The 24,036-nt window shown below is 62.2% G+C and carries 17 protein-coding genes; 6 read left to right on the top strand and 11 right to left on the bottom strand.

The genetic code is table 11. From position 1 onward, the window contains the following. Positions 1–16: 16 nt before the first annotated feature. The 3 genes from hdaA (at position 17) to ppx (ending at position 4,492) form a co-directional block, all read left to right on the top strand. Complete coding sequence (hdaA, locus tag ASE60_RS21000; RefSeq protein ID WP_057252627.1) at positions 17–706, top strand: DnaA regulatory inactivator HdaA; 690 nt, start codon at positions 17–19, stop codon at positions 704–706. A gap of 64 nt (positions 707–770) precedes the next feature. Next, entirely contained in the window at positions 771–2,957 is a 2,187-nt protein-coding gene (locus ASE60_RS20995; protein WP_057252898.1) for an RNA degradosome polyphosphate kinase, read from the top strand. A gap of 11 nt (positions 2,958–2,968) precedes the next feature. Further along, on the top strand, positions 2,969–4,492 hold the full coding sequence (ppx, locus tag ASE60_RS20990; protein ID WP_057252625.1) for an exopolyphosphatase: 1,524 nt from the start codon (positions 2,969–2,971) through the stop codon (positions 4,490–4,492). Between the two features lie 65 nt (positions 4,493–4,557). Here ppx and ASE60_RS20985 read toward each other — a convergent pair whose 3' ends face one another. Both ASE60_RS20985 and ASE60_RS20980 read right to left on the bottom strand, forming a co-directional pair. Continuing rightward, positions 4,558–5,916 (bottom strand): esterase-like activity of phytase family protein, encoded by a 1,359-nt coding sequence (locus ASE60_RS20985; protein ID WP_057252895.1) that lies wholly within the window; start codon positions 5,914–5,916, stop codon positions 4,558–4,560. Positions 5,917–6,122: 206 nt separating this feature from the next. Further along, positions 6,123–7,019: an AraC family transcriptional regulator gene (locus ASE60_RS20980; protein WP_082615963.1), complete on the bottom strand. Its 897-nt coding sequence runs from the start codon at positions 7,017–7,019 to the stop codon at positions 6,123–6,125. Between ASE60_RS20980 and ASE60_RS20975 the strand changes: the two genes are divergently transcribed. Further along, complete coding sequence (locus ASE60_RS20975) at positions 7,018–7,425, top strand: DUF2000 family protein (protein WP_057252622.1); 408 nt, start codon at positions 7,018–7,020, stop codon at positions 7,423–7,425. The two genes, ASE60_RS20980 and ASE60_RS20975, sit on opposite strands and share 2 nt — an antisense overlap. Positions 7,426–7,447: 22 nt before the next feature. Here ASE60_RS20975 and ASE60_RS20970 read toward each other — a convergent pair whose 3' ends face one another. From ASE60_RS20970 to ASE60_RS20955, 4 genes are all read right to left on the bottom strand, one after another. Further along, positions 7,448–8,497, bottom strand: a complete 1,050-nt coding sequence (locus tag ASE60_RS20970) for an adenylate/guanylate cyclase domain-containing protein (RefSeq protein WP_057252620.1) — start codon at positions 8,495–8,497, stop codon at positions 7,448–7,450. A gap of 283 nt (positions 8,498–8,780) precedes the next feature. Beyond that, positions 8,781–9,932: a ribonuclease D gene (gene rnd / locus ASE60_RS20965; RefSeq protein ID WP_057252617.1), complete on the bottom strand. Its 1,152-nt coding sequence runs from the start codon at positions 9,930–9,932 to the stop codon at positions 8,781–8,783. Between the two features lie 78 nt (positions 9,933–10,010). Then, positions 10,011–11,411 carry a multicopper oxidase family protein gene (locus tag ASE60_RS20960; RefSeq protein ID WP_057252614.1) on the bottom strand — a complete coding sequence of 467 codons (1,401 nt, stop codon included), beginning with the start codon at positions 11,409–11,411 and terminating at the stop codon, positions 10,011–10,013. A 95-nt stretch (positions 11,412–11,506) separates the two neighbouring features. After that, positions 11,507–12,748, bottom strand: a complete 1,242-nt coding sequence (locus ASE60_RS20955; RefSeq protein WP_057252893.1) for an MFS transporter — start codon at positions 12,746–12,748, stop codon at positions 11,507–11,509. Positions 12,749–13,071: 323 nt separating this feature from the next. Between ASE60_RS20955 and aspS the strand changes: the two genes are divergently transcribed. After that, positions 13,072–14,859, top strand: a complete 1,788-nt coding sequence (gene aspS / locus ASE60_RS20950; protein WP_057252612.1) for an aspartate--tRNA ligase — start codon at positions 13,072–13,074, stop codon at positions 14,857–14,859. Between the two features lie 168 nt (positions 14,860–15,027). Here the strand turns inward: aspS and groL are convergent, their stop codons facing one another. The 5 genes from groL to ASE60_RS20925 all read right to left on the bottom strand — a co-directional run bounded on the left by groL (position 15,028) and on the right by ASE60_RS20925 (position 21,230). Next, the gene (gene groL, locus ASE60_RS20945; RefSeq protein ID WP_057252609.1) at positions 15,028–16,653 is read right to left on the bottom strand and encodes a chaperonin GroEL; all 1,626 of its coding nucleotides are present in this window, start codon (positions 16,651–16,653) and stop codon (positions 15,028–15,030) included. Between the two features lie 112 nt (positions 16,654–16,765). Continuing rightward, on the bottom strand, positions 16,766–16,999 hold the full coding sequence (locus tag ASE60_RS20940; RefSeq protein WP_057252607.1) for a hypothetical protein: 234 nt from the start codon (positions 16,997–16,999) through the stop codon (positions 16,766–16,768). A 134-nt stretch (positions 17,000–17,133) separates the two neighbouring features. Beyond that, positions 17,134–18,141 (bottom strand): hypothetical protein, encoded by a 1,008-nt coding sequence (locus ASE60_RS20935; RefSeq protein WP_057252605.1) that lies wholly within the window; start codon positions 18,139–18,141, stop codon positions 17,134–17,136. Then, positions 18,128–19,561 (bottom strand): cytochrome P450, encoded by a 1,434-nt coding sequence (locus tag ASE60_RS20930; RefSeq protein ID WP_057252603.1) that lies wholly within the window; start codon positions 19,559–19,561, stop codon positions 18,128–18,130. Before ASE60_RS20930 ends, ASE60_RS20935 begins: the two co-directional genes overlap by 14 nt. Positions 19,562–20,030: 469 nt before the next feature. Continuing rightward, complete coding sequence (locus ASE60_RS20925) at positions 20,031–21,230, bottom strand: hypothetical protein (protein ID WP_057252601.1); 1,200 nt, start codon at positions 21,228–21,230, stop codon at positions 20,031–20,033. A gap of 425 nt (positions 21,231–21,655) precedes the next feature. On the opposite strand from ASE60_RS20925, the gene parC reads away from it, so the two are divergent. After that, positions 21,656–23,932, top strand: coding sequence for a DNA topoisomerase IV subunit A (gene parC, locus ASE60_RS20920; protein ID WP_057252599.1), 2,277 nt, complete (start codon positions 21,656–21,658; stop codon positions 23,930–23,932). The last annotated feature ends 104 nt before the right edge of the window (positions 23,933–24,036 follow it).

Raw genomic sequence — 24,036 nt, 5'->3', positions numbered from 1 at the left:
TTGTCCCGAGTACAGCATGACAAAACGCGCATTCGAACAAATACCCCTGGCCTTCGGCCACGACCCGGCGACGGGCCGTGAGGACCTGCTCGTCTCCGACAGGCTGAGCGCTGCGATCGCCATCGTCGACCACTGGCCGGACTGGCCGTCGCCGGTCGTCATCATCGCCGGGCCCGTCGGCTCCGGCAAATCGCATCTCGCCAGCATCTGGAAAGAGCGGGCAGGGGCCGAAACGATCCATCCGCTCGCCGGCTCGGATGCCGCGCTGATTGCGGCGGAGAAGCCTGTCCTCTTCGAGGACGCCGACCGCAGTGGCTTTGACGACACGACGCTTTTCCACGTCATCAACAACGTGCGCCAGCATGGCACCGGTCTCCTGATGACGACGCGGCTATGGCCGATGTCCTGGCCGGTGACGCTGCCGGATCTGCGCTCGCGCCTGAAGGCGGCGACCATCGTCGAGATCGGCGAGCCGGATGACGAGTTGCTGACGCAGGTGCTGATCAAGCTTTTCGCCGACCGCCAGCTCTTCGTCGACGAGCGGCTCGTGGGCTATATCGTTCAGCGCATGGAGCGGTCGCTGGAGGCGGCGCAGACGATCGTCGAGCGCATCGACCATCTGGCACTTTCCCGCGGAACGAAGCTCAGCCGGGCACTTGCTTCCGAAGTTCTCGAAGAACTGGGGAATCGGCGGCGGTCCGATTGACTGTCACAGAACCGTCGTCAAACTGAGATAGCCGGTGCAACCGGAGCAATGGGATCGAATGAGCATGGATAACGCGGTATCGGCGGTGAACGAAAACCAGGCGGCAGTGGAGGACATCGATCTGCTGACCAGCCCGCGGCGCTTCATCAACCGCGAATTCTCCTGGCTGCAGTTCAATCGTCGCGTGCTCGAAGAAACGCTGAATACGGCACATCCGCTGCTGGAGCGGATTCGCTTCCTGTCGATCTCCGCTGCCAACCTCGACGAGTTCTTCATGGTGCGCGTTGCGGGCCTGGAAGGGCAGGTGCGCCAGGGCCTTTCCATGCGCTCGCCCGATGGTAAGACGCCGGTCGAACAGCTCGAAGACATCCTCAAGGAAATCGACAATCTGCAGATGGAGCAGCAGGCCTCGCTTGCGGTCCTGCAGCAGTATCTCGCCAAGGAAGACATCCTGATCGTGCGCCCGGCGTCGCTGTCGGCGCAGGACAGGAGCTGGCTTGCCAACGAGTTCGACCAGTCGATCTTCCCGGTGCTGACGCCGCTCTCGATCGATCCGGCGCACCCGTTCCCGTTCATTCCGAACTTAGGCTTCTCGATGGGCCTGCAGCTCGTCAGCAAGACTGGCCGCGAGCCGATGACCGCGCTCTTGCGCCTGCCGGTCGCGCTCGACCGCTTTATCCGGCTGCCCGACGTCAAGAACGTCATCCGCTATATTACGCTCGAAGATATGGTCAGCCAGTTCATCGATCGGCTGTTCCCCGGTTACGAGGTCAAGGGTTCCGGTACCTTCCGCATCATCCGCGACAGCGATATCGAAGTGGAGGAAGAAGCCGAAGACCTGGTGCGCTTCTTCGAAACCGCGTTGAAGCGCCGTCGCCGTGGTTCGGTGATCCGCATCGAGACCGATTCGGAAATGCCGGCGTCGCTGCGCCAGTTCGTCGTGCAGGAACTCGGCGTTCCGGAAAACCGCATCGCCGTTCTCCCCGGCCTGCTGGCGCTCAACACGCTCTCTGAAATCACCAAGGCGCCGCGCGACGATCTGCGCTTCGACCCCTACAATCCGCGCTTTCCCGAGCGCGTCCGCGAGCATGCCGGCGATTGCCTGGCGGCGATCCGCGAGAAGGACATGGTGGTCCACCACCCCTACGAATCCTTCGACGTCGTCGTGCAGTTCCTGTTGCAGGCGGCACGCGATCCTGAAGTGGTCGCCATCAAGCAGACGCTCTACCGCACCTCGAACGACAGTCCGATCGTGCGCGCGCTGATCGATGCGGCTGAAGCCGGCAAGTCGGTGACGGCGCTGGTCGAGCTCAAGGCCCGTTTCGACGAGGAGGCCAATATCCGCTGGGCGCGCGACCTCGAGCGCGCCGGCGTGCAGGTCGTTTTCGGTTTCATCGAACTCAAGACTCACGCCAAGATGTCGATGGTGGTGCGGCGTGAGGAAGGCAGGCTCAGGACCTACTGCCACCTCGGCACCGGCAACTATCACCCGGTGACGGCGAAGATCTATACCGACCTGTCGTTCTTCACCTGCAACCCGGTGATCGCCCACGACATGGCGAACATCTTCAACTTCATCACCGGCTATGGCGAGCCGGAAGCCGGCATGAAGCTCGCGGTTTCGCCGCACACGCTGCGCCCGCGCATCCTCAAGCACGTCGACGAAGAGATCGAACATGCCAAGGCCGGGCGCCCGGCGGCGATCTGGATGAAGATGAATTCTCTCGTCGACCCGGAAATCATCGACGCGCTCTACAAGGCGAGCCGCGCCGGCGTCGAGATCGACCTCGTGGTGCGCGGCATCTGCTGCCTTCGGCCGCAAGTCCCCGGGCTCTCCGACAACATCCGTGTCAAGTCCATCGTCGGCCGTTTCCTCGAACATTCCCGCATATTCTGCTTCGGCAACGGCCATGGGCTTCCATCGGAAAATGCCCTTGTCTATATCGGCTCGGCGGATATGATGCCGCGCAATCTGGACCGGCGGGTCGAGACGCTCGTGCCTCTCATCAACCGGACTGTGCACGAACAGGTTCTGTCGCAGATCATGCTGGGCAATCTCATCGACAACCAGCAGAGCTACGAAATTCTTCCTGATGGCACCTCTCGCCGGATGGAAGTCGGCAAGGACGCCGAGCCTTTCAACGCACAGCACTATTTCATGACCAATCCCAGCCTCTCCGGCCGGGGTGAAGCCCTGAAGTCCAGCGCACCGAAGCTCATAGCTGGCTGGAAGAGCGGCTGGCACAAATAAACTGGAATTGCATGGTCGAATCAGAAGCGCAGGGGCGTCTGCCCGGCATCCGCCCGGTTTCCGTTATCGATATCGGTTCGAACTCCATCCGCCTTGTCGTCTATGAAGGCCTGAGCCGCTCGCCGGCCATGCTGTTCAACGAAAAGGTGATGTGCGGTCTCGGCAAGGGCATCGATGCGACCGGACGCATGGACGAAGAAAGCGTCGAGCGCGCGCTCAGGGCGCTGCATCGCTTCCACGCGCTCTCGAAGCAGGCGCGTGCCATATCGATGTATGTGCTCGCCACGGCGGCAGCACGCGAAGCGAGCAACGGTCCGGCCTTCATCGAGAAGGCGGAGGCGATCCTCGGCCATAAGGTCCGTATCCTCACCGGCGAGGAGGAGGCCTATTATTCCGCGATGGGTATCGTCAGCGGCTATCACGATCCTGATGGCGTCGTCGGCGACCTTGGCGGCGGTTCCCTTGAGCTCGTCGACGTCTCGGGCACGAAGATCGGCAAGGGTATCACCCTGCCGCTCGGCGGCATCCGGCTGTTCGAACACAGCAATGGCTCGCTCACGAAAGCGCGCACCTGGGTGCGCAAGTTCATGAAGAACTCGGCCGTGCTGAGGACCGGTACGGGCCGCACCTTCTACGCTGTCGGCGGCACATGGCGCTCGATCGCCAAGCTGCACATGGAGACCCGGGACTATCCGCTGCACATGATGCAGGGCTACGAGATTTCCTACGACGAGGCGATGGCGCTGCTGCCTGAAGTGATCGAGCCGAAGAGCATCAAGCCGTCGGCCTATGCGACGATCTCGAAGAGCCGCCGCAGCCTTCTGCCCTTCGGGGCGATCGCCATGCAGGAAGCGCTCTCGATCATGAAGCCGGAGCGGATTTCCTTCTCGGCACTCGGTGTGCGCGAAGGCTATCTGTTCTCGTTGCTGAAGGACGAGGAACGCGCCCAGGATCCGCTGCTGACGGCGGCGAATGAAATCGCCATCCTGCGCGCCCGCTCACCCGAGCATGCGCGTGAACTGGCCGACTGGACGGGCCGCATGGTGCCGTTCTTCGGGATAGAAGAGACGGAAGAGGAAAGCCGTTATCGTCAGGCCGCGTGCCTGCTCGCCGATATCAGCTGGCGCGCGCATCCCGACTATCGCGGCCTGCAGGCGCTGAACATCATCGCCCACTCGACCTTCTCCGGTATCACCCATGCGGGCCGCGCCTATATCGCGCTTGCCAACTACTACCGCTTCGAAGGGCTGAACGATGACGGCGCCACGAACGCGCTTGCCGGTATCACCACGCCGCGCTTGCTGGAACTGGCGAAGCTGCTCGGCGGCCTGCTGCGTGTCGCCTACCTGTTCTCGGCGTCGATGCCGGGGATTACGCAGAACCTGACGTTCCGCAAATCGTCCCAGCCGGACGTGGATCTCGAGATCGTCGTTCCGGCCGCCTATTCGGAGTTTGCCGGCGAGCGGCTGAATGGGCGCCTGCAGCAACTCGGCAAGCTCACCGGCAAGAGGCTCGCTTTCCACTTCGAAAGCTGAGGCTGAGGAAAATCTTGTTTCTTGCGGAAAGGGCGCGCCAACCTGGGCTGGCGCGCCCTTTTTGATTATTCGGCCTTCAGGAAATCGCCGACTTCGAGCAGCACGAATTCATTGTCATCGGCCTTGTCGAGCGCGCGACCGGCCGAGAACGGCAGGTTGTTGTCGTTGCCGACGATGATGTGGGTCTCATTGACGCGGTCGACGTTCTCGATGGTGACGAAGGGCATGTCGTAGAAGCCTTCGCCGCCGCCCTGGCGCCTCTTGTTATCCGGGTCGGCGATCTTGAGCAGGTCGATGTAGCCGATCTTTCGCACGGCCTTGCCGACATCGCTGTCATCGAAGGCGATCTTGTAGATGCGCTTGACCTTGGAGCCGGTGGCGAAGCAGTCCGGCTTCGGGTCCTTCGGGTCGGCACACGCCTTGTCGACCGTGCCGGCGCCGTTGTCGCGTTCGATCACCAGCGCGGTCTTGTCGTCGAGCATGTTGAAGTCGCCGATCGCCTCGCCGCCTTCAGCCAGCGGATAGAGCCAGCTGCGACCGGTCCAGGCCTTGCTCGCGACATCGAGTTCGATGATGCGCAGCGCCGGGCGACCATCGGCCTGCTCGACCGTTTCGCCGTCCGTCCAGAGGGGGCCTTCGAGCAGGCCATAGAGCTTGCTGCCATCCTTGGAAAGGGCCATGCCTTCATAGCCGCCGGAGCGCTTCAGGTTGAAAGCGGGCGTCTTCTTCGACGGGTCGGCCTGCAGCGTCAGCGTCGGATTGTCGGGCGACAGGACCGGCTTGCCATCGACCGTCGTCGCAACGACGTCCGTCAGCTTGCCGTCGAGATCGAACTTGAGGATGTAGGGTCCGAATTCTTCGCCAACCCAGAAGCCGTCGGCGACCGGCTGGATCGATTCGACGTCGAAATCCGCCCCGGTGAGATAGCGCTTGTCAGAACCTTCCATGACGATCGGGAAGGGTGCCTTCTTGTCCGGGTCGGTGAGGAAGAGGGTCTTCAGCGCTTCGACCTTGCCCCCATCCCAGTCCATCTTGACGTGATGCAGCATCAGCATGGCGTCGGTGGAGTTCAGCTTGTTGCCGAAGCCATTGTCGGAGAGGCTCCAGAACGTACCGTCCTCCATCGCCTTGATGCCGGAAAAGCCTTGCATCGGCTGGCCGTTGAAGGGCAGCGAAAGCCCGGTCGGGCGAACGCCGTCCTTGCCCGGCACGGTGCCGAGCGCTTCTGCGCGCTTGCGGTCCGCGGAGGTGAACTTGCCGGAGGTCTTCAGGTAATCGGGTGCATCCGAGGGAGCGGCGATGATCGTGTTCGCCGGCAGGATCGCGTGACCCTTCAGCGTTGCGGTGAAGGACTTTTCCTCGGCCGAGGCGGCCATCGTCATCAAAAGTGAGAGCGCCGCGGTGGCGAGAAGCGTTTTCGTCATAAAAGTCACCATGGGTTGGAGCCTCCCGCATGCCTCCTTAAATCGCCCTCGATTTAAGGACAAAGACATGCAGCAATTCGAAGTGCTACAGCGACCTTTACGCGTCTGATAAGACGCGCGGCGCTGTAGACCGCAACCCGATAGGCGGCTTAGATGACGAAGGGGTGATGCTTGTCTGACAGACCGATGAAGCTTTGGTGACAGGCTCAGCCGGCGACGGCGAGGCTCGCCCAGCGTCCTGGTGTTATGCCATAGGCGCGCTTGAAATGGCGGGTGAAATGCGCCTGATCGGCAAAGCCGGTTTCGAGCGCAGCACCTGCAAGACTTTCTCCCCTGGCAATCATCTGCCGGGCGCGCTCCAGCCGGCGCATCAGGAGGTAGCGATGCGGGCTTGTGCCGAGAACTTTGCGGAACTGCCTCGCCAGCGTGAAGCGATCGAGCCCGCTGACGGCCTCGAGTTCCTGGGAACCCACGGGCCGCTCGAGATTGGCGCGAAGGTATTCGGTTGCCTCCAGAACTGCGTGCTTGTCGGCCTTTCCCGGCTTGATGTCCTTGGCGCCGGCATGCCGGTAGAGGCCCTCCGCGATCCGAACGAGGATGTCGTCAAGCGCCAGCTCGTCGATGCCATTGTCGAGGTCCATCACGGCTTCTCCGACCGCCTGCCGCAGGGCCTCGTCACCCACGACAGGTGCTGCGACGAAGGGCAGGGCGCGCCCCGTTTCGCCGAGCGCGGCGAGCAAGCGTTCCGGCTGCAGATACATCATCCGATAGCGCAGCCCGATCTCCGTTCCCGCGCCGCCATCGTGGATCTCGTCCGGGTGGAGGATGATGATGCTCCCGGGTTTGCTGAAGCGGCTTTCGCCGCGGTACTGGAACGTCTGGACGCCGCCGAGCGTCACGCCGATCGCGTAGGTGTCGTGGCGATGAGGCTCAAAGAATTTCCCATGCAGGCGCGCTTCTATGCGCTCGATGCCATCGACGGCGGGAGCGACCCGGATACCGTCACCTTGCGTCCCGCACAATCGTTCAAGATCGACGGCAGCACCCTCCGATAATGCGTCTTCCGGCACGCCCTGTCGGGCTGAAATGGAGATGACTGTCATGTTCGATACCAAATTTGCGATCGTATTGCGCGAAGACCTGGCAACCTGGCAAAAGCTGAACGTCACCGCCTTCCTCGCCACCGGTATTGCCGGGCAGAAGCCCGATATCATCGGGGAAGACTATCGCGACGGCGCCGGCAACGTCTACAACGCCCTGAGTGTCCAGCCGATCATCGTGCTCGCTGCAGATGGGAAGACACTCGGCAACATTCAACGACGTGCGATCGAAAGAGAAATACGAGCCTCGATCTATGTCGACGGCATGTTCGCCACCGGCCACGACAATGCCAATCGCGCGGTTTTCGCGGAAACCAGACCGGACGATGCCGCGGTCGCCGGCATCGCCATCCATGCGGACAAGAAGCTGGTCGACAAGATTACCAAGGGCGCAAACCTGCACGGCTGAAGCGGCTACGGCCCAACGGTGACTATTCCGCCGCACTGGGCGCAAGGGCAGGCGGTGAGCCTCCGACACGCAGTGCCAGAACGCCGAGCTTTTGACCGCGGCCCTTGATCGCGTGCTCGCCGAGATCCTCGACCCGGACATAGTGCGGCAGACGCATCTTGCGGGCGAGGTCGGTGGAGATCAGCACCTGGTGGCCGAGTGTCTTGCAAAAGCCTTCCAGCCGGGCGGTGGTGTTCACCGTATCGCCGAAATAGGTGATCTTGTGCCTGTCGAGGCCGATTTCGGCAGCAACGATGGTGCCGCCATGAAGGGCTGCGCGCAGGCGCGGGACCTCGCCGAATTCCTTCTGCCAGCGGTGCGCCTCCGCATCGATAATTTCCAGAATGTCGAAGACGCAATGAATGCAGGCCGCATTGTTGGTGGCGCGGTCGAAGGGCCAGGTGATGACGGCAGCGTCGCCCACATAGTCGTCTATCGACCCCCGATAGCGCAGCACAGGGTCGGCAATCGTCGCGAACAGCCGGCCGAGATATTCCTGCATCCTGAGGTCGCCGTGTTTCTCGGCGTAGCTGGTCGAGCCGGCGAGGTCGACGAACAGGAAGACGCGCTCTTCCTGAACCGGATTGCGGTAACGGCCCGTCAGCAGGCTCAGAAAGACATCGCGGCCCAAAAGCTCGCGAACCCGGAGGATGAAGACGAGCGAACCCGAGATACCCAATGCGAAGAGCAGGACCGTCTTGGATGGCGTCATCGCCTCCATCCAGTTGTCGTCCATAACGCCGCTTGTCTGCATGATCAGGCCGGCCGCCGCGTAGCCGACATCGAGAAGCACGAAGTAGATCGCAAGCGAGGCGACAAAGAAGACAGGCGTCGAGAAGGCGTGGATCCGCCGATTGAGGCGCCGGAAGATGATGCGCCTCTCGAAGGCAATGATCGGCAGGCACATAAAGAGCGCGTAGGTGGCGCCGATCAGGGCGCCCTTTCCATAGAAAACCCATGCGTAAACTGCCCCTGCGCCCGCGATGACGAGCAGCAGCAGAAGTCCTTCGAAAGTGGAGAAGCGCCAACGCATAGGAAGCCCCGGTACGGAAGAAGCGGCATACGTGTCAGTCGGCACGCAACGTTGCCGCTCTGCCACGCCTACAGCGGCGCGCGTCTTATCAGACGCGCAAGGGTCGCTGTAGCACTTTGAATTTCTGCATGTTTTTGCCCTTTAATCGGGTACGATTAAGGAAACATGCAGTAGTCACCTTCGTTCGAGACGATGGTGATTCTGTTCCGCCCGGCTTTCAGCTAGAGCCGGATTCGGGCGGAAACTTGACTCCGTCCGATACTATTTGCCGCTTGAAGCAAATCTAGCTGCCGAGCTCCACCGTCTCGATCTTCTTGTCGACGAAACGAAGAGCCACTTCGCCGTTGATGAGCTTCAGCGCGGTTTCACCGAAGAGTTCGCGCCGCCAGCCCTTGAGCGCGCCGACATCGGCCTTCTCGCCCTCGGCGGCGATCCTGTCGAGATCGTCGCTGTTGGCGATGATCTTCGCGGCCACGCCCTGCTTTTCGGCGATGAGCTTCAAAAGAACCTTGAGCATTTCGCCTGCGGCAGCGGCGCCTTCCGGCGTATGGTTTTGGCGCGGTAGCTTCGGCAGATCGGTCTTCGGGATCGCGAGCGCCTCGTTGACCGCCTCGATGACCGCAGTTCCGGCGCTGGACCGTTCCCAGCCCTTGGGAACGGTCCTAAGCCGTCCCAGGGCTTCCGCGTCCTTCGGCTGCTGCTGGGCAATCTCGTAGATGGCGTCGTCTTTCAGGATGCGGCCGCGCGGTACGTTGCGGGCGCGCGCCTCGCGTTCGCGCCAGGCAGCGACGGTCTTGAGGACGGCGAGTTCGATCGGTTTCTTGACGCGCATCTTGAGACGCTGCCAGGCGTCGTCCGGATGCAGGTCATAGGTGTCGCGTGCCTCAAGGATCGCCATCTCTTCAGTCAGCCACAACGAGCGCCCCTCGCGTTCCAGCTCTGCGGCCAGGTACTTGTAGATGTCGCGCAGATGCGTGACGTCGGCGAGCGCATAGTCGAGCTGCTTGTCGGTCAGCGGCCGGCGGCTCCAGTCGGTAAAGCGTGAGGACTTGTCGATCTGCGTGCCGGTCACGCGGTTGACGAGCTGGTCATAGGAGACGCTATCGCCGAAGCCGCAAACCATGGCCGCGACCTGTGTGTCGAAGATCGGGTGCGGAATGAGGTTGCCGAGATGGAAGATGATCTCGATGTCCTGACGCGCGGCATGGAATACCTTGATGACTTCAGGATTGGCCATCAGCGCGAAGAAGGGCGAAAGGTCGATGCCTTTGGCCATCGGGTCGACAATGACGGCGAGATCCGGACTTGCCATCTGGATCAGGCAGAGCTCCGGCCAGAAGGTCGTCTCGCGCAGGAATTCGGTGTCAATCGTAATATAATTTGAACGGGCCAGCTGCTCGCAGGCGGCCTCAAGGTCTGTGGTTGTTTCAATCATCAGATTTAAATCACTGTGGCAAAAATGCGGCTTAGATTTTCGTGTAGCTCTTCGCGGCATCTGTCACAATCGAAATTCTCAGACGATCTTGAAATAACCCGTCATGCCGGTCTTCTGATGCTCGATGATGTGGCAATGGATGACCCAGTCGCCCGGATTGTCCGCTACTAGCGCCACTTCCGCCTGTTCGTCGGGCAAAAGCAGGATCGTATCGGTCGGCGGCGGCAGGAAAGTCCGCTTGTTGGAATTGAGGATGCGGAAGCTCAGGCCGTGCAGATGGATCGGATGCGCGTGCGGCGTCCGGTTGGCGACCTCAAGAACATAGCTCTTGCCGAGCTTCATCTCCTCGATCGGCGCGATCGGGTCCGGCGTGTCGCCCGGCCACGGCACCTTGTTGATCGCCCAGAACGTATAGCCGAGCGAGCCGCAGATCGAAGGTGCTGCCTTGTGCTCGGCCGTCGCCGTCAGCTCGATCGGCACACGGGTCGCGACGGAGAGATCCGCCTCGGCGATCGGGTTGGCGGGCAGGGGGGCAATGTCGCGGAGATCGCGCTTGAGCGATGTCCCGACGGCTCGGAAGCTTGCGATGGTCCAAGGGTGCGACCCACGGAAGTTGCCGAGCGCGACCGTCTGGCCCTCGCCATCGGGCATGCGCACCACTAGGTCGACGCGCTGGCCTGGGCCGAAGTCGTAGCGATCGAGGGAAAAGGGTTTTTCGACCGGGTTGCCGTCGAGCGCGATCACCATCGCCTCAGCGCCATCGAGGCCGATCGTGTAGATGCGCGTGACGTCGGTCGCGGCGATGCGCACGCGAATGAGCCCGCCGGCCGGTGCGTCGTAAGTCGGTTCCTGCTGCCAGTTGGCGGTGCGCACCGTTCCATAGGTGCCGCCGCGCGCGGCATCGCGCGGCTTGAACGGATCGATGAAGGCGCCGCCCGTGCCAAGCCGCCAGTCGCGGAGGTTGAGCACGATCTCGGCATCGAAATCCGGATCCTCGGGGTTCTCGACGACGATCACGCCGGTGAGCCCGCTGCCCATCTGGGTCAGCGTGTTGCAGTGCGGATGGTACCAGAAGGTGCCGGCGTCCGGCGGCGTGAAGAGATAGTCGAAGTGGTCGCCCGGATAGACATAGGGCTGCGTCAGCTCGGGAACGCCATCCATGGCGTTGGCGATGCGAAGGCCGTGCCAGTGCACCGTCGTCGGCTCGTCGAGCCGGTTGATGAGACGCGCGGCGTAAGGCTCACCCTTGCGCATGCGCAGGACCGGCGGCACGCCGCTGTTCTCAGCCTCGCCCAAACCGTAGGTCATCACCTTCGGCGTCACGCCATCCCTGGCGATCTGCGCCTCGGTGAGACGTGCCGTCAGGGTCTGCGGATCCGGCGCGGCCCCGGCGCGTGCCGCCATGCCCGCCCCGAGCGCAAAGGCACCTCCCAGAGCAGCGGAGCCTTGAAGAAAAGTACGGCGGCTGATGACGGGCATTTCGGCAATCTCGGCTGCTGTTCAGGTTGCTGCCGGTTCTAAACCTGATTGTGGAGTTCAGCAATTATCCGAACTGCGCGCATCTTGCCGCAGGCTCAGCCATCCTTGCGCTTGTGGTTGTTGCCGGTGGCGAGCTTGTTGAAGAAGGACGAGGTGCGCAAAAGGTTGCGGAACGGCATCGCACGCTCTCCGGCGGGCACTGGCCCGCGCGCCGTCATGCGCTGCAGGGTGTAGAGCATGAACAGGAAGAGGATCGCCGCCGTGTAGATGAACAGCGCCTGCGGCCCGAAGATGTCGAGCAGGAAGGACGCAAAAAGAGGCCCGATGATCGCGCCGAGCGACCAGAAGAACAGCATGCCGGCAGATACCAGCGCATGCTGCCCCTCGGCTGCGTGGTCGTTGGCATGCGCCGAGCAGAGCGAATAGAGCGGCATGGCAAAAGCGCCGAAGAGGAAGATGCCGGCAAAGTTCAGCCATTCGTCGTTGCCGGCGCCGAAGGCCAGGAACAGGCCGGCGAGCAGCGAGCCGAAAGTGGCGATCAGGATGATCAGCCGGCGGTCGATCCGGTCGGAATAATGGCCGAGCGGATATTGCAGCACGACGCCGCCGATGATGCCGGCGCTCATGAAGGTGGCGATCGCCGTCACGGAAAGGCCGATGCCCTGGGCGTAGATGGGCCCGAGCGAGCGGAAGGCGGCGTTGGTGAGGCCGACGACGATGCAGCCGACGGTCGCGAGTGGCGAAATGTTCCAGAGCGCCTTGACGTCGAACCGGATCGCTTCCGGTGCCACCGGGCTCGACCGGTCGGCAAAAGAGATCGGCACGAGCGACAGTGTCAGTGCCATGGAGATGATGGCGAAGAGTTCGAAGCCCTCGAGGCCGATGCCGGGGATGACATATTGCGCCGCCGTCACCGATCCAAGGTCGACGAGGCGATAGACGGAAAGCGTACGCGCCCGGTTGGCGTTGGTGACGCTGGCGTTCAGCCAGCTTTCGACGGTCGCAAACAGGCAGGCGAAGCAGATGCCGGCAAGCAGCCGCATCAGAAACCACATCAGCGGGTTGATGACGAGCACCATCGAAATGGCCGCGGCGGAGGCAATTGCCGCCATGGCCGAGAACGTGCGGATGTGGCCGATGGCGCGCAGCATGCGGGTGACATAGACGCAGCCGAGCGCGAAACCGATATTGTAGCCGGCCCCGACGACGCCGATCAGGGATGTCGAGAAACCTTCCTCCAACGCACGAAGCGAGATGAAGGTGCCCTGCAGGCCATTGCCGCCGATGAGGATGCCTGCGGTGACGAGGAGGGGGATGAGCGGGCGAATCTGAGACATGGGGCAGGCGACATCCGGGAAAGCGGCCGCGACTCGGGGGATCATTGTGAGGCCTTCCAATGTGTAGCCCCGCATTCCGTGGCCGGACAGCCCCGAATTGTGACGATTGCCGTTCTTTTCGCGGCATTTCGGCCTGCTTCTGTCTCAAGCGGTCTTGGACTGGCCGTTTCCTTGGTTTAGAACGCATCTCCATCTGGGGCGGCGGCGGTCGCGCGGCTTGACAAAGCCGGCGCATCATGCGCTTTTCCGCCCGATTTTGACCATGTGCCGCGCGCCGTGTCCCACGAGCCTGCGCGGCTCTTTCGCAATTCCGGGATAAAACGATGCATCGTTACCGCAGCCACACCTGTGCCGCCCTCCGCAAGTCGGACGTCGGCTCCACCGTTCGCCTTTCGGGCTGGGTCCACCGTGTCCGTGACCATGGCGGCGTGCTCTTCATCGACCTGCGCGACCACTACGGCATCACCCAGGTCGTCGCCGATCCGGACAGCCCGGCCTTCAAGTCGGCTGAAACCGTTCGCGGCGAGTGGGTCATCCGCATCGACGGCCGCGTCAAGGCTCGCACCGACGACACCGTCAACAAAGGCATGCCGACCGGCGAAATCGAGCTCTACGCGCAGGAGATCGAGGTACTCTCGGCCGCCAAGGAACTGCCGCTGCCGGTCTTCGGCGAGCCCGACTATCCGGAAGACGTGCGTCTCAAGTACCGCTTCCTCGACCTGCGCCGCGACACGCTGCACAAGAACATCGTCAAGCGCACCCAGATCATCTCGTCGATGCGCCGCCACATGGGCGAAGTCGGCTTTACCGAATACACGACCCCGATCCTGACCGCATCGTCACCGGAAGGCGCACGCGACTTCCTGGTTCCGTCGCGTATCCACCCCGGCAACTTCTATGCCCTGCCGCAGGCGCCGCAACAGTACAAGCAGCTCTTGATGGTTGCCGGCTTCGACCGTTACTTCCAGATCGCGCCGTGCTTCCGCGACGAAGACCCGCGCGCCGACCGCCTGCCGGGCGAGTTCTACCAACTCGACCTGGAAATGAGCTTCGTCGAGCAGGAAGACGTGTGGTCGACGATGGAGCCGGTCATCCGCGAGATCTTCGTCGAGTTTGCCGATGGCAAGCCGGTGACGGAAAAGTTCCCGCGCATCCCCTATGACACGGCGATCCGCAAATACGGCTCCGACAAGCCGGATCTGCGCAACCCGATCGAGATGCAGGCGGTTACCGAGCACTTCGCCGGCTCCGGCTTCAAGGTTTTCGCGAACATGATCGCCTCGAACCCGAAGGTTGAAGTCTGGGCGATCCCGGCCAAGACCGGTGGCTCGCGCGCCTTCTGCGACCGCATGAACGCCTGGGCCCAGAGCCAGGGCCAGCCGGGCCTCGGCTACATCTTCTGGCGCAAGGAAGGCGAAAAGCTCGAAGGCGCCGGTCCGCTTGCCAAGAACATCGGCGAGGAACGCACCGATGCGATCCGCACCCAGCTTGGCCTCGATGACGGCGACGCCTGCTTCTTCGTCGCCGGCGACCCTTCGAAGTTCTACAAGTTTGCTGGCGAAGCCCGCACACGCGCCGGCGAGGAGCTGAACCTCGTCGACCGTGACCGCTTTGAATTCTGCTGGATCGTCGACTTCCCGTTCTACGAATGGCTGGAAGACGAAAAGAAGATCGATTTCGCCCACAACCCCTTCTCGATGCCGCAGGGTGGCCTCGAGGCGCTGAACACCGAAGATCCGCTGTCGCTCAAGGCCTACCAGTACGACATGGTCTGCAACGGCTTCGAGATCGCCTCCGGCTCGATCCGTAACCAGCTCCCGGAAGTCATGGTCAAGGCCTTCGAGCTGACCGGCAAGTCGCAGCAGGAAGTCGAAGAGCAGTTCGGCGGCCTCTACCGTGCGTTCCAGTACGGCGCGCCTCCGCATGGCGGCATGGCATTCGGCATCGACCGCGTCGTCATGCTGCTCGTCGGCGCGAAGAACCTGCGCGAGATTTCGATCTTCCCGATGAACCAGCAGGCGGTCGACCTCCTGATGGGGGCGCCGTCCGAGGCGACGCCGGCCCAGCTGCGTGAACTGGCGCTTCGCCCGATCCCGCAGAAGAAGGATTGAGGTCGAAGAGACCTGTCAAAAACGAAAGCCCGGCGATCGTTTCGCCGGGCTTTTTTCATGGTCTGCCTGTGATCTGGGTTCAGTGCTTGCCGTAGAACGGCGCGGCTGAATTGGCCCCAAGCCCTCGACGGTCGCGTTCGCCATGCGAGAATGAGCGTCTGGCGGCCGTCAGAAGTCCATTCCAGCACCAGACGGCGGCGTCGGTCCGTTCTTTTTCGGTTTTTCGGCGATCATGGCCTCGGTCGTCACCAGCAGGCCGGCGACGGAAGCCGCATCCTGCAGCGCCGCGCGCACGACCTTTGCGGGGTCGATGACACCCATGCGGAACAGATCGCCGTACTCTCCGGTCTGGGCGTTCCAGCCGTGGGCAAAGTCACTGTTCTCCCGCAGCTTTCCAACGATCACCGAACCTTCAGCGCCAGCATTCTCGGCGATCTGGCGCGCCGGCGCCTCGAGCGCCCGCCGAACGATCTCGATGCCGACGCGCTGATCGTCATTGGCGGCCTTGAGCCCGTCGAGCGCGTGGACGACCCTCAGCAGCGCGACGCCGCCGCCGGGCAGAATGCCTTCCTCTACCGCGGCTCGCGTCGCATGCAGGGCATCGTCGACCCGGTCCTTCTTTTCCTTCACTTCGACTTCGGTCGAGCCGCCAACCCGGATCACCGCAACGCCGCCGGCGAGTTTGGCGAGCCGTTCCTGCAGCTTTTCCCGATCATAGTCGGAGGTCGTTTCCTCGATCTGTGCCTTGATCTGGCTGACACGTCCGCCGATATCCGCCTTCGTTCCGGCGCCATCGACGATCGTGGTGTTTTCCTTCTCGACCATCACCCGCTTGGCGTGCCCGAGCGTGTCGAGCGTCACGTTTTCAAGCTTGATGCCGAGATCCTCGGAAATGACCGTGCCGCCCGTCAGGATGGCGATGTCCTCGAGGATGGCCTTGCGCCGATCTCCAAACCCGGGGGCCTTGACGGCTGCGATCTTGAGACCGCCGCGCAGCTTGTTGACGACGAGCGTGGCAAGCGCTTCGCCCTCCACATCCTCGGCGATGATCAGCAAGGGACGGCTCGCCTGGATGACCGATTCGAGAATCGGGATCATGGCCTGGAGGTTGGAGAGTTTCTTCTCGTGGATGAGAATGTACGGGTCCTCAAATTCGACGCGCATCTTCTCCTGGTCGGTAATGAAATAGGGGGAGAGATAGCCGCGGTCGAACTGCATGCCCTCGACGATCTCAAGTTCGATCTCGGCGGTCTTGGCCTCCTCGACGGTGATCACACCCTCGTTGCCGACGCGCTCCATCGCCTGTGCTAGATAGTTGCCGATTTCCTTGTCGCCGTTGGCGGAGATCGTGCCGACTTGGGCGATTTCCTCGTTGTTGGAAATCTTGCGGGCATGGATCTTCAGTTGTGCCACGATCGCCTCGACGGCGAGGTCGATGCCGCGCTTGAGGTCCATCGGGTTCATACCCGATGCGATTGCCTTGACGCCTTCCCGGACTATCGCTTGAGCAAGCACCGTGGCCGTCGTCGTTCCGTCGCCGGCAACATCGCTGGTGCGTGACGCCACCATGCGCAGCATCTGCGCCCCCATGTTCTCGAACTTGTCTTCGAGCTCGATCTCCTTGGCAACCGAGACGCCATCCTTGGTGACACGCGGCGCACCGAAGGCCTTGTCGATCACCACGTTCCGCCCCTTCGGGCCGAGCGTCACCTTCACGGCATCGGCGAGGATATCGACGCCACGCAGCATACGGTCGCGGGCATCGCTACTGAACTTGACTTCCTTGGCTGCCATCGTTGACCTCCCTCAACACAAAACACGTGGCCTGATGCTCCCGCCGCCCGCCGCGCGGGGGCAACCTTGCATGCAATCAAAAATCACTAGCGCAGCCTCGCCGCCTGATCGGCTAGGTCGCGAAGTCCCGTTCCTCGTCATTGTCCGGCGTCAGGATATCGATCAACGCCGCAACCCGGCCAGCCGGCAAGTGGCGGCCTTCGCCGATCAGCGCCTCGTCGTTGTTGACCCAAGCAATGGCCTCGGCGAGTTCGCCGGCCGTGGCCCCCGTCGCCAGCAACTCGGCCATCAGTGTCTCGTCGACCGGGCCAAGGATAGCGGTGATATCCGCATGCTTCAGTCCCATGGGCTCCTCCTTCCGTTTTATCGGTCAGGAATGCGGGGACCTCGGATCCCCGCCCAATGTAAATAGGCCGGGGTCTGAAGGCATCAAGCGCTGATCATATCATGGAAGCCAAGTGGGCGGAAAACCATGAGGCGTCATTCCGGCCGAAGCGCGTTGTCCAGGAAATACCATTGGTCGAGATGCGCGCGAACGACGGGCTCGATCGCATCGTTCAACAGCAGCATATCTTTCACGAGGCGTGCATTCGGCTCATCGGAAGCCGGAAGCCGGAGGGGCTCCAGCGCCTGGCATTCGAAACGGAAACCGTCGGTGCGCAAGCCGTACCAGGGGCAGATCGTGGCACCCGTCATGCGCGCCAGGCGGATGGCAAGCGCGAGATTGCCTTCCTGATGAGGTTTGCGATCGAAGAACGGTCCGCGGATCATGCCGCCAAAGCCTTCGTCGCAGAACATACTGACGACGCCGCCGCTCTTCAGGATCTTGATCGCCGGTCGGATTCCTTCCATGCCCGGCGGCAGAAACCGCAATCCGGCCTTGCTGCGGACGCGCTCGGCGATCCATGCTTTGGCACGGCTCTTGGGTGGTACGTAGAAGGCATGAGGCTGGAGACCGAGACTGCGGAACGCGATCGTCCCAACTTCCCAATTTCCGAGATGAAGCCCGACGAGGACGACGGGGCCGTCTTTCGCCACGTCGCGGATCGGAGCAAGGCCATCGGTCCGCAACCTCTCGCCATGCCGCTGCAACCTGTTGATGACGGAAAATTCTGTCATCAGCCGTCCCTGGGCCTGGCAGTTTTCGAGGAACAAGGCTTCCTGTTCCTCGGGGCTCAGGTCCGGACGCAGATGTTTGATCGTATCCCGGGCGCGCTGCGTGGCGATCTTGTGAAAGCGCGGCACCACGAAAAGGCCGAGTGCGGCCCCCAGGCGTGAGCATGCATCCATCGGCAGAAGCTTCATGCCGAAATGGGCAGTGAGATTGGCAAGGTTCCACAGATTGTCGGTAATCCAATAGCGCCGGAAGGCCCGGGACCGGTCACCGCCTGCCAATGCGTCCCCAAGACGCGGCGGTTGCTCCTCAGCGAAAGTCCAGGCCTTGCGCTTGGCAATCGGTCCCCTGACGCCAGGATTATCCGGCGCCATGCGACGTGCCTTCTCGCCTGTGTAAAGTGACCGGAAGCCCGCCCTTCGGTCTGAGGGTCAGCCGGCAGATCGGCTCGACCGCGTGGTGTTCGCGCAGGCGAACCCGGTAGCGCTGAGCGATGATCGCCAGGCAGAGGATCGCTTCCGTCAGGCCGAAATGCAGGCCCGGGCAGACGCGGGGGCCGCTGGCGAAGGGAATGAAGCTGTAGGGCGTCGGGCGACGGCCTTCGGTGAACCGCTCCGGATGGAAGTGGTGTGGGTCTTCGAACAGACTTTCCGTGCGGTGCAAGAGCCATGGCACGATCAGGACGAGCGAGCCCGGCTCGGCGGCAACGTCGCCGATCATGTCCGCCTCGCGCGTCTGTCGCGCCAGGATCGGAACCGGCGGGTAAAGGCGAAGCGTTTCTTCAATGACGGCCCGGCACCATTCGAGCTGCGGCACGTCGTCGATCGTCGGCGTCCGGTCGCCGCAGACCCTGGCGATCTCGTCGTGCACGGCCTTCTCGATCCAGCCTGCTTTCGAAAGCAGATACCAGGTCCAGGTAAGTGTGGCTGCCGTCGTCTCGTGACCGGCCATGAAGATGGTCGCGGCTTCGTTGCGCAAGGCGACGAGGTCGAGCTTCAGCTCCGGATTTCGCTGCTGCCGCCGGATGAGCAGTTCGACCATCGAATTGTGGTCGCCGCGGCCGGCAAGGTGATCCTCCACCACCTTGTCGATGGTCCCATGGATGCGCTTGACCGAGCGGCGCAGGCTCGGTGTGCGCAGGACGGGCAAGCCGTCGTCGAAGCCGAGGAAATAGCCGATGTTGATGGAATCGACCAGCGACTGGTAGCTGGTGAAGCCCTCGGTCACGGCAGCCGCACTGTCGTCTCCGAGTTGGTTGCCGAAGACGCTGCGTGCGATGATCTCGGCGGTCAGGCCCGCCATTTCGTGCAGGGCGTTGACCTCGGCACCGTCGGGCATCTGGTTCCAGCGCTCGACCAGTTCGCTGGTTGTCTTCTCCATGACAGGACCGAAGGACGGCACTCTCTTGGCGTGGACGATGTCGGCCACCAGCGGCCGGCGTTGCTTCCAGGTGTCTCCATCCGAGATGAACAACCCGTCGCCGAGCAGAAACTCGAGCGCCCGGCGCATCTGCGGGCTCTTGCGCTCGAAGTTCTCGTGTCGCTTGACGACCACTTGTCGGATCAGATCGGGCGAGTTGACGACGATGATCTGCCGGCCGAGGATCCGGGTCTGCGAGACGTTTTCGGTATAGTCGCTGGCGCGCCAGATCGACAGGAAATCCGTCCGCGCCTGAAGCAGGAGCCGTAGCGGCTTACCTGGCGGACCCGAATAGTAATCGGCACGGACGGGGGCGAATTTCCCCTCCAGCAATTCTTCCCTGAAATTTACAGATTGCTGGAGCCAGGCGAGCATTTACGTCCGATCTGCCGTAATATGAAGATGATATTCAGGCGTATATTTGTATTTCTTACACAGAGTCCGAGAATTCCTCGTCGAGGCTGAAATGCTCTCAAGTTCACGGAACGTCGAATTCTCGGCCGCCTGAGTGTGGCATGCACGATTTTGATGAAAAACGCTATCGCCCGGCGGTGAAATTTTCTTGGCGCCATGAACGACGTTCGGAGAGAGTAACGGCCACTGCAACCGAAGCGCGCGCCTTCAAGACGTACGGTGCCGACCGTTCGCATGGCCGCAAGTAGAAACAGCCCTTGTCCTGTGGAGGGCCGGCGGGTGCAAAATACAGATCTGCTGAATGAAGCTGGACCAGAGGTCCTGTGGGCTACGGCAAATCAGGTAGGCTGAGCCGCTAAAGTTTGCGCGCCCGGTGGGCGCGCAAAGCTCGTGGTAAGGTCGGTTGCTCCGGGCGGAGCAAGCGGAGCGATCAGTCGTTCGCGGTCACCTTGACGCCGAGCACCGACGGAATGGTGTTCGGTGCGCCCATGGCAGCGCCCATGATCATCGGGAACGGAACCGGCTTTTCCGGTGCCGCGCTGATCGTCAGGCTCTTCGGTCCATCGAGATAGGCGTTGACGGCGGCCGACACCTGGTTCTGCAGTTCTGGCACATTGAGCTGCGCCATCATGATCGGCACCAGGCCCTTCAGCGACTGAGCCATCTGCTCACCCGAAACGCCCTGCTGCGAACCGGCATAGTCCAGCGCCTTCTTGGTGATCGAGGCATCGTCGAAGCGGACTTCGGCGCTGTTGAAGGTCAACTGCTGCATCAGGCCCATCATGGCAAGGCCCATGGCTTGGTTCGCCTCTTCCTTGTTCGGATTGGCCTCGGCGGCCTTCATCGCTTCCTGCATGGATTTCACGAAGGCAAGCGTGTAGCCGGAAATGTCCAGGGCAAAGTTCAGCCGGCCGACGTTCTTGAAGTCGAGGGCATATTCTTCGAGTGCGACATTGCCGCTTTCGACCTCCCAGCTGCCTTTCATCGTCAAGGCGCCGTCGATCGTGGTGAGGCCGAGCTTTTCGATCGCCTCCTTGGTCTTGGCGTCCTCGACGGTCGACAGGTCGGCCTTGATGCCCGAGGCGGTCGCGTCGAAGTCGAAGCCGGCGTCATTTTCCTGGCGTGCCAGGTTCGCTTCGGTGCTTTCGAGCGAGAAGACTTCCTTGCCCTTGGCGTTGAGAGCGATCGGGCCGGTGCTGGCGCTTTCGTAGAGAAGAATGTCGTTGATCGTTCCACCGTTGGCATTGGCGGGGATCGTCAGGCCGGAAAGCAGGATGTCCTTGACCGAAATGCTTCCCTCGTCCTGGCTGACATTGACGTCAGGGAACGACACGGTTTCGGCGTAGTAGCCGCCACCTTCGGTTTCCTCGACACCTTCGAAGGTCAGATCACCGATCTTCAGGCTCGTCGGTTCGCCCGGCTGGCTGGCGACCTTCAGCTGCACGCCGGTCACCGTCACCTTGTCGCCGTCCACTTCGGCCTTGTCATAGGTGATGGAGGTGCCGTTCGCGTTCGTTGCCGCGTCGAGCTTCTTCATCAGGTCCGCGCCGTCGAGTGCGAGGGCCGGGCTGGTAAGCGTGAGGAGCGCGGCGCTCGCCATCATCAGGCGGATCTTGCGCGTGTGCATCATTGTCGAGTTCCTTCGTAAAATCTTTGATTGTGTAACTGTTTCGAAGATGAGGCGTGGCTAATCTGGTTTGTCTCCGCAGAGGGCGTCAACTGGGAGCGAACGGCAACATCCGGAAGTTTTCGGCGGCCAGTTCGTGTCTTGCAATCCCCCTCACAAATCGTCCAAATCAACTACAGCCGAAGCTATTACGAAACAGGGCGAAATTATATTCGCTTGGCCAAACCGCACATGTTCCTGGTCGGGCATGCTTTCCGGGATGTTACCAAGCGCTCGCCTCCGACGCATAGCCGTCCGACCGTTACACGAACATTGCGCCGGAGCAAGCGGATCGCTTCACGCGCCAACTGTTGGCGGGTAAGGGGTTCTCCACAATCGCATCCCCTGAAAACCTTGCTGTTCCGGGTTTGTTGCGCTAGCAAGGTCCCATGGGACAAAGCCTTAATCCCCCGTCAGGCGGGGACGACAATATTCAGCCGGTTGACCTCAAGGCGGCGCTGGAAGAGCGTTATCTTGCCTATGCCTTGTCGACCATCATGCACCGCGCGCTTCCGGACGTCCGCGACGGGTTGAAGCCCGTGCATCGCCGTATCGTGCATGCGATGAGCGAAATGGGCCTCAGACCCAACTCGTCGTTCAAGAAATGCGCCCGCATCGTCGGCGACGTCATGGGTAAGTTCCACCCGCACGGCGACGCCTCGATCTACGACGCGCTTGTGCGCCTGTCCCAGGAATTTGCAATCCGCTACCCGCTCGTCGACGGCCAGGGCAACTTCGGCAACATCGATGGCGATAACGCCGCGGCGATGCGATACACCGAAGCGAAGATGACGGACGTCTGTTCGCTCCTTCTCGACGGGATCGACCAGGACGCGGTGGATTTCCGCCCCACCTACAACGAGGAAGACCAGGAGCCGACCGTGCTCCCTGGGGCCTTCCCGAACCTGCTCGCAAACGGCGCAACCGGCATCGCGGTCGGCATGGCGACCTCGATCCCGCCGCACAACGCGCATGAACTGTGCGACGCGGCGCTGCACCTCATCCGCCATCCGCAAGCGACCGTCGAAGATCTGCTTTACGATCCGGCCAATCCGCAGAAGGGCGGCATCGAGGGGCCAGACTTTCCGACCGGTGGGGTGATCGTCGAAAGCCGCGAAAGCATGGCCGAATCCTACCGCACCGGCCGTGGCGGTTTTCGTGTCCGCGCCCGCTGGGCCCAGGAGGATCTCGGCCGTGGCGGTTATCAGATCGTCGTCACCGAGATTCCCTATCAGGTTCAGAAGTCGCGCCTGATCGAAAAGATTGCCGAGCTTCTGGTTGCGCGCAAGCTGCCGCTGCTCGAAGACATTCGCGACGAATCCGCGGAAGACGTTCGCATCGTTCTCGTGCCGAAGAGCCGCTCGGTCGATGCCGGCATCCTGATGGAGTCGCTGTTCAAGCTGACCGAACTTGAGAGCCGCATCTCGCTGAACATGAACGTGCTGTCCATGGGGCGCGTGCCGCGGGTCATGGCGCTCAACGAGGTGCTATCGGAATGGCTGGCGCATCGCCGCGAGGTGTTGCAGCGCCGGTCCCGCCATCGCCTGGCGGCGATCGATCGCCGGCTCGAAATCCTCGCCGGCTATCTCGTCGCCTATCTGAACATCGACGAAGTCATTCGCATCATCCGCGAAGAAGACGAGCCGAAGCCGGTCATGATGGAGCGGTTCTCGCTCACTGATCTGCAGGCCGAGTCGATCCTCAACATGCGCCTGCGCTCCTTGCGCCGGCTCGAAGAGTTCGAGATCCGCACCGAATTCGACGCCCTGTCGAAGGAGAAGGCCGAGATCGAAGCGCTGCTCGCTTCGGAGGAGAAGCAGTGGCAGACCGTCGCCTGGGAGATCGGCGAGGTCAAAAAGAAGTTTGCCAAGGCAACCGAGATCGGCAAACGCCGCAGCACCTTCGCGGATGCACCGGAGGCCGACGTCGAGGCGATCCAGCAGGCGATGATCGAGAAGGAACCGATCACCGTCGTCATCTCGGAAAAGGGCTGGATCCGGGCGCTGAAGGGCCACATCTCCGACACGTCGTCGCTCCAGTTCAAGGAGGGGGACGCGCTCAAGGTGGCGTTCCCGGCGCAGACGACCGACAAGATCCTGGTCTTCACGACCGGCGGAAAGGTCTACACGCTCGGCGGCGACAAGCTGCCTGGCGGTCGCGGCCATGGCGAGCCGCTGCGCATCATCGTCGACATGGAGAACGACCAGGACGTCCTGACCGCCTTCGTCCACGATCCGGCGCGCAAGCTCATCGTCTCGTCGGCTGCCGGCAACGGTTTCGTCGTGACGGAAAGCGATATCGTCGCCAACACCCGCAAGGGCAAGCAGGTGATGAACGTCTCCATGCCGGACGAAACCAAGCTGGTCGTGCCGGTCAAGGGTGATCACGTTGCCGTCGTTGGCGAGAACCGCAAGATGCTCGTCTTCCCGCTCGTCCAGATCCCCGAGATGGCGCGCGGCAAGGGCGTCCGGCTGCAGCGTTACAAGGATGGCGGCATCTCCGATATTCGCTGCTTCACGATCGCAGAAGGGCTCATCTGGGAAGACAGCGCTGGCCGCGTCTTTACCAAGACGAAGGATGAGCTGATCGAATGGCAGGCCGATCGCGCATCGGCCGGTCGCGTCGTTCCGAAGGGCTTCCCGCGCAGCGGAAAGTTCAGCGGCTGACCACAAAATACCAGTCGTGCGGCCGATGAGCCGCATGGCTGGTGTCCCAATCCGGGGCATTGAATTCGCGCATTAAGGTATTGGAAATACAGTCGAACTCGAGC

Origin of the sequence: Ensifer sp. Root278 (genome assembly GCF_001429285.1) — a bacterium.
GTDB lineage: Bacteria > Pseudomonadota > Alphaproteobacteria > Rhizobiales > Rhizobiaceae > Ensifer.
The sequence above is the reverse complement of the archived record's forward strand: the minus strand, read 5'-3'. Positions and strand labels throughout refer to the sequence as shown.

Excerpts from the sequence above, each read along its gene's own strand:
- groL (WP_057252609.1), bottom strand. The coding sequence starts at position 16,653 with ATGGCAGCCAAGGAAGTCAAGTTCAGTAGCGATGCCCGCGACCGTATG.
- ASE60_RS20975 (WP_057252622.1), top strand. The coding sequence starts at position 7,018 with ATGTTCGATACCAAATTTGCGATCGTATTGCGCGAAGACCTGGCAACC.
- ASE60_RS20970 (WP_057252620.1), bottom strand. The coding sequence starts at position 8,497 with ATGCGTTGGCGCTTCTCCACTTTCGAAGGACTTCTGCTGCTGCTCGTC.
- ASE60_RS20960 (WP_057252614.1), bottom strand. The coding sequence starts at position 11,411 with ATGCCCGTCATCAGCCGCCGTACTTTTCTTCAAGGCTCCGCTGCTCTG.
- ASE60_RS20980 (WP_082615963.1), bottom strand. The coding sequence starts at position 7,019 with ATGACAGTCATCTCCATTTCAGCCCGACAGGGCGTGCCGGAAGACGCA.
- ASE60_RS20930 (WP_057252603.1), bottom strand. The coding sequence starts at position 19,561 with ATGCTCGCCTGGCTCCAGCAATCTGTAAATTTCAGGGAAGAATTGCTG.
- ASE60_RS20955 (WP_057252893.1), bottom strand. The coding sequence starts at position 12,748 with ATGTCTCAGATTCGCCCGCTCATCCCCCTCCTCGTCACCGCAGGCATC.
- ppx (WP_057252625.1), top strand. The coding sequence starts at position 2,969 with ATGGTCGAATCAGAAGCGCAGGGGCGTCTGCCCGGCATCCGCCCGGTT.
- rnd (WP_057252617.1), bottom strand. The coding sequence starts at position 9,932 with ATGATTGAAACAACCACAGACCTTGAGGCCGCCTGCGAGCAGCTGGCC.
- ASE60_RS20940 (WP_057252607.1), bottom strand. The coding sequence starts at position 16,999 with ATGGGACTGAAGCATGCGGATATCACCGCTATCCTTGGCCCGGTCGAC.
- ASE60_RS20985 (WP_057252895.1), bottom strand. The coding sequence starts at position 5,916 with ATGACGAAAACGCTTCTCGCCACCGCGGCGCTCTCACTTTTGATGACG.
- ASE60_RS20995 (WP_057252898.1), top strand. The coding sequence starts at position 771 with ATGGATAACGCGGTATCGGCGGTGAACGAAAACCAGGCGGCAGTGGAG.
- hdaA (WP_057252627.1), top strand. The coding sequence starts at position 17 with ATGACAAAACGCGCATTCGAACAAATACCCCTGGCCTTCGGCCACGAC.
- aspS (WP_057252612.1), top strand. The coding sequence starts at position 13,072 with ATGCATCGTTACCGCAGCCACACCTGTGCCGCCCTCCGCAAGTCGGAC.
- ASE60_RS20925 (WP_057252601.1), bottom strand. The coding sequence starts at position 21,230 with ATGATGCACACGCGCAAGATCCGCCTGATGATGGCGAGCGCCGCGCTC.
- parC (WP_057252599.1), top strand. The coding sequence starts at position 21,656 with ATGGGACAAAGCCTTAATCCCCCGTCAGGCGGGGACGACAATATTCAG.
- ASE60_RS20935 (WP_057252605.1), bottom strand. The coding sequence starts at position 18,141 with ATGGCGCCGGATAATCCTGGCGTCAGGGGACCGATTGCCAAGCGCAAG.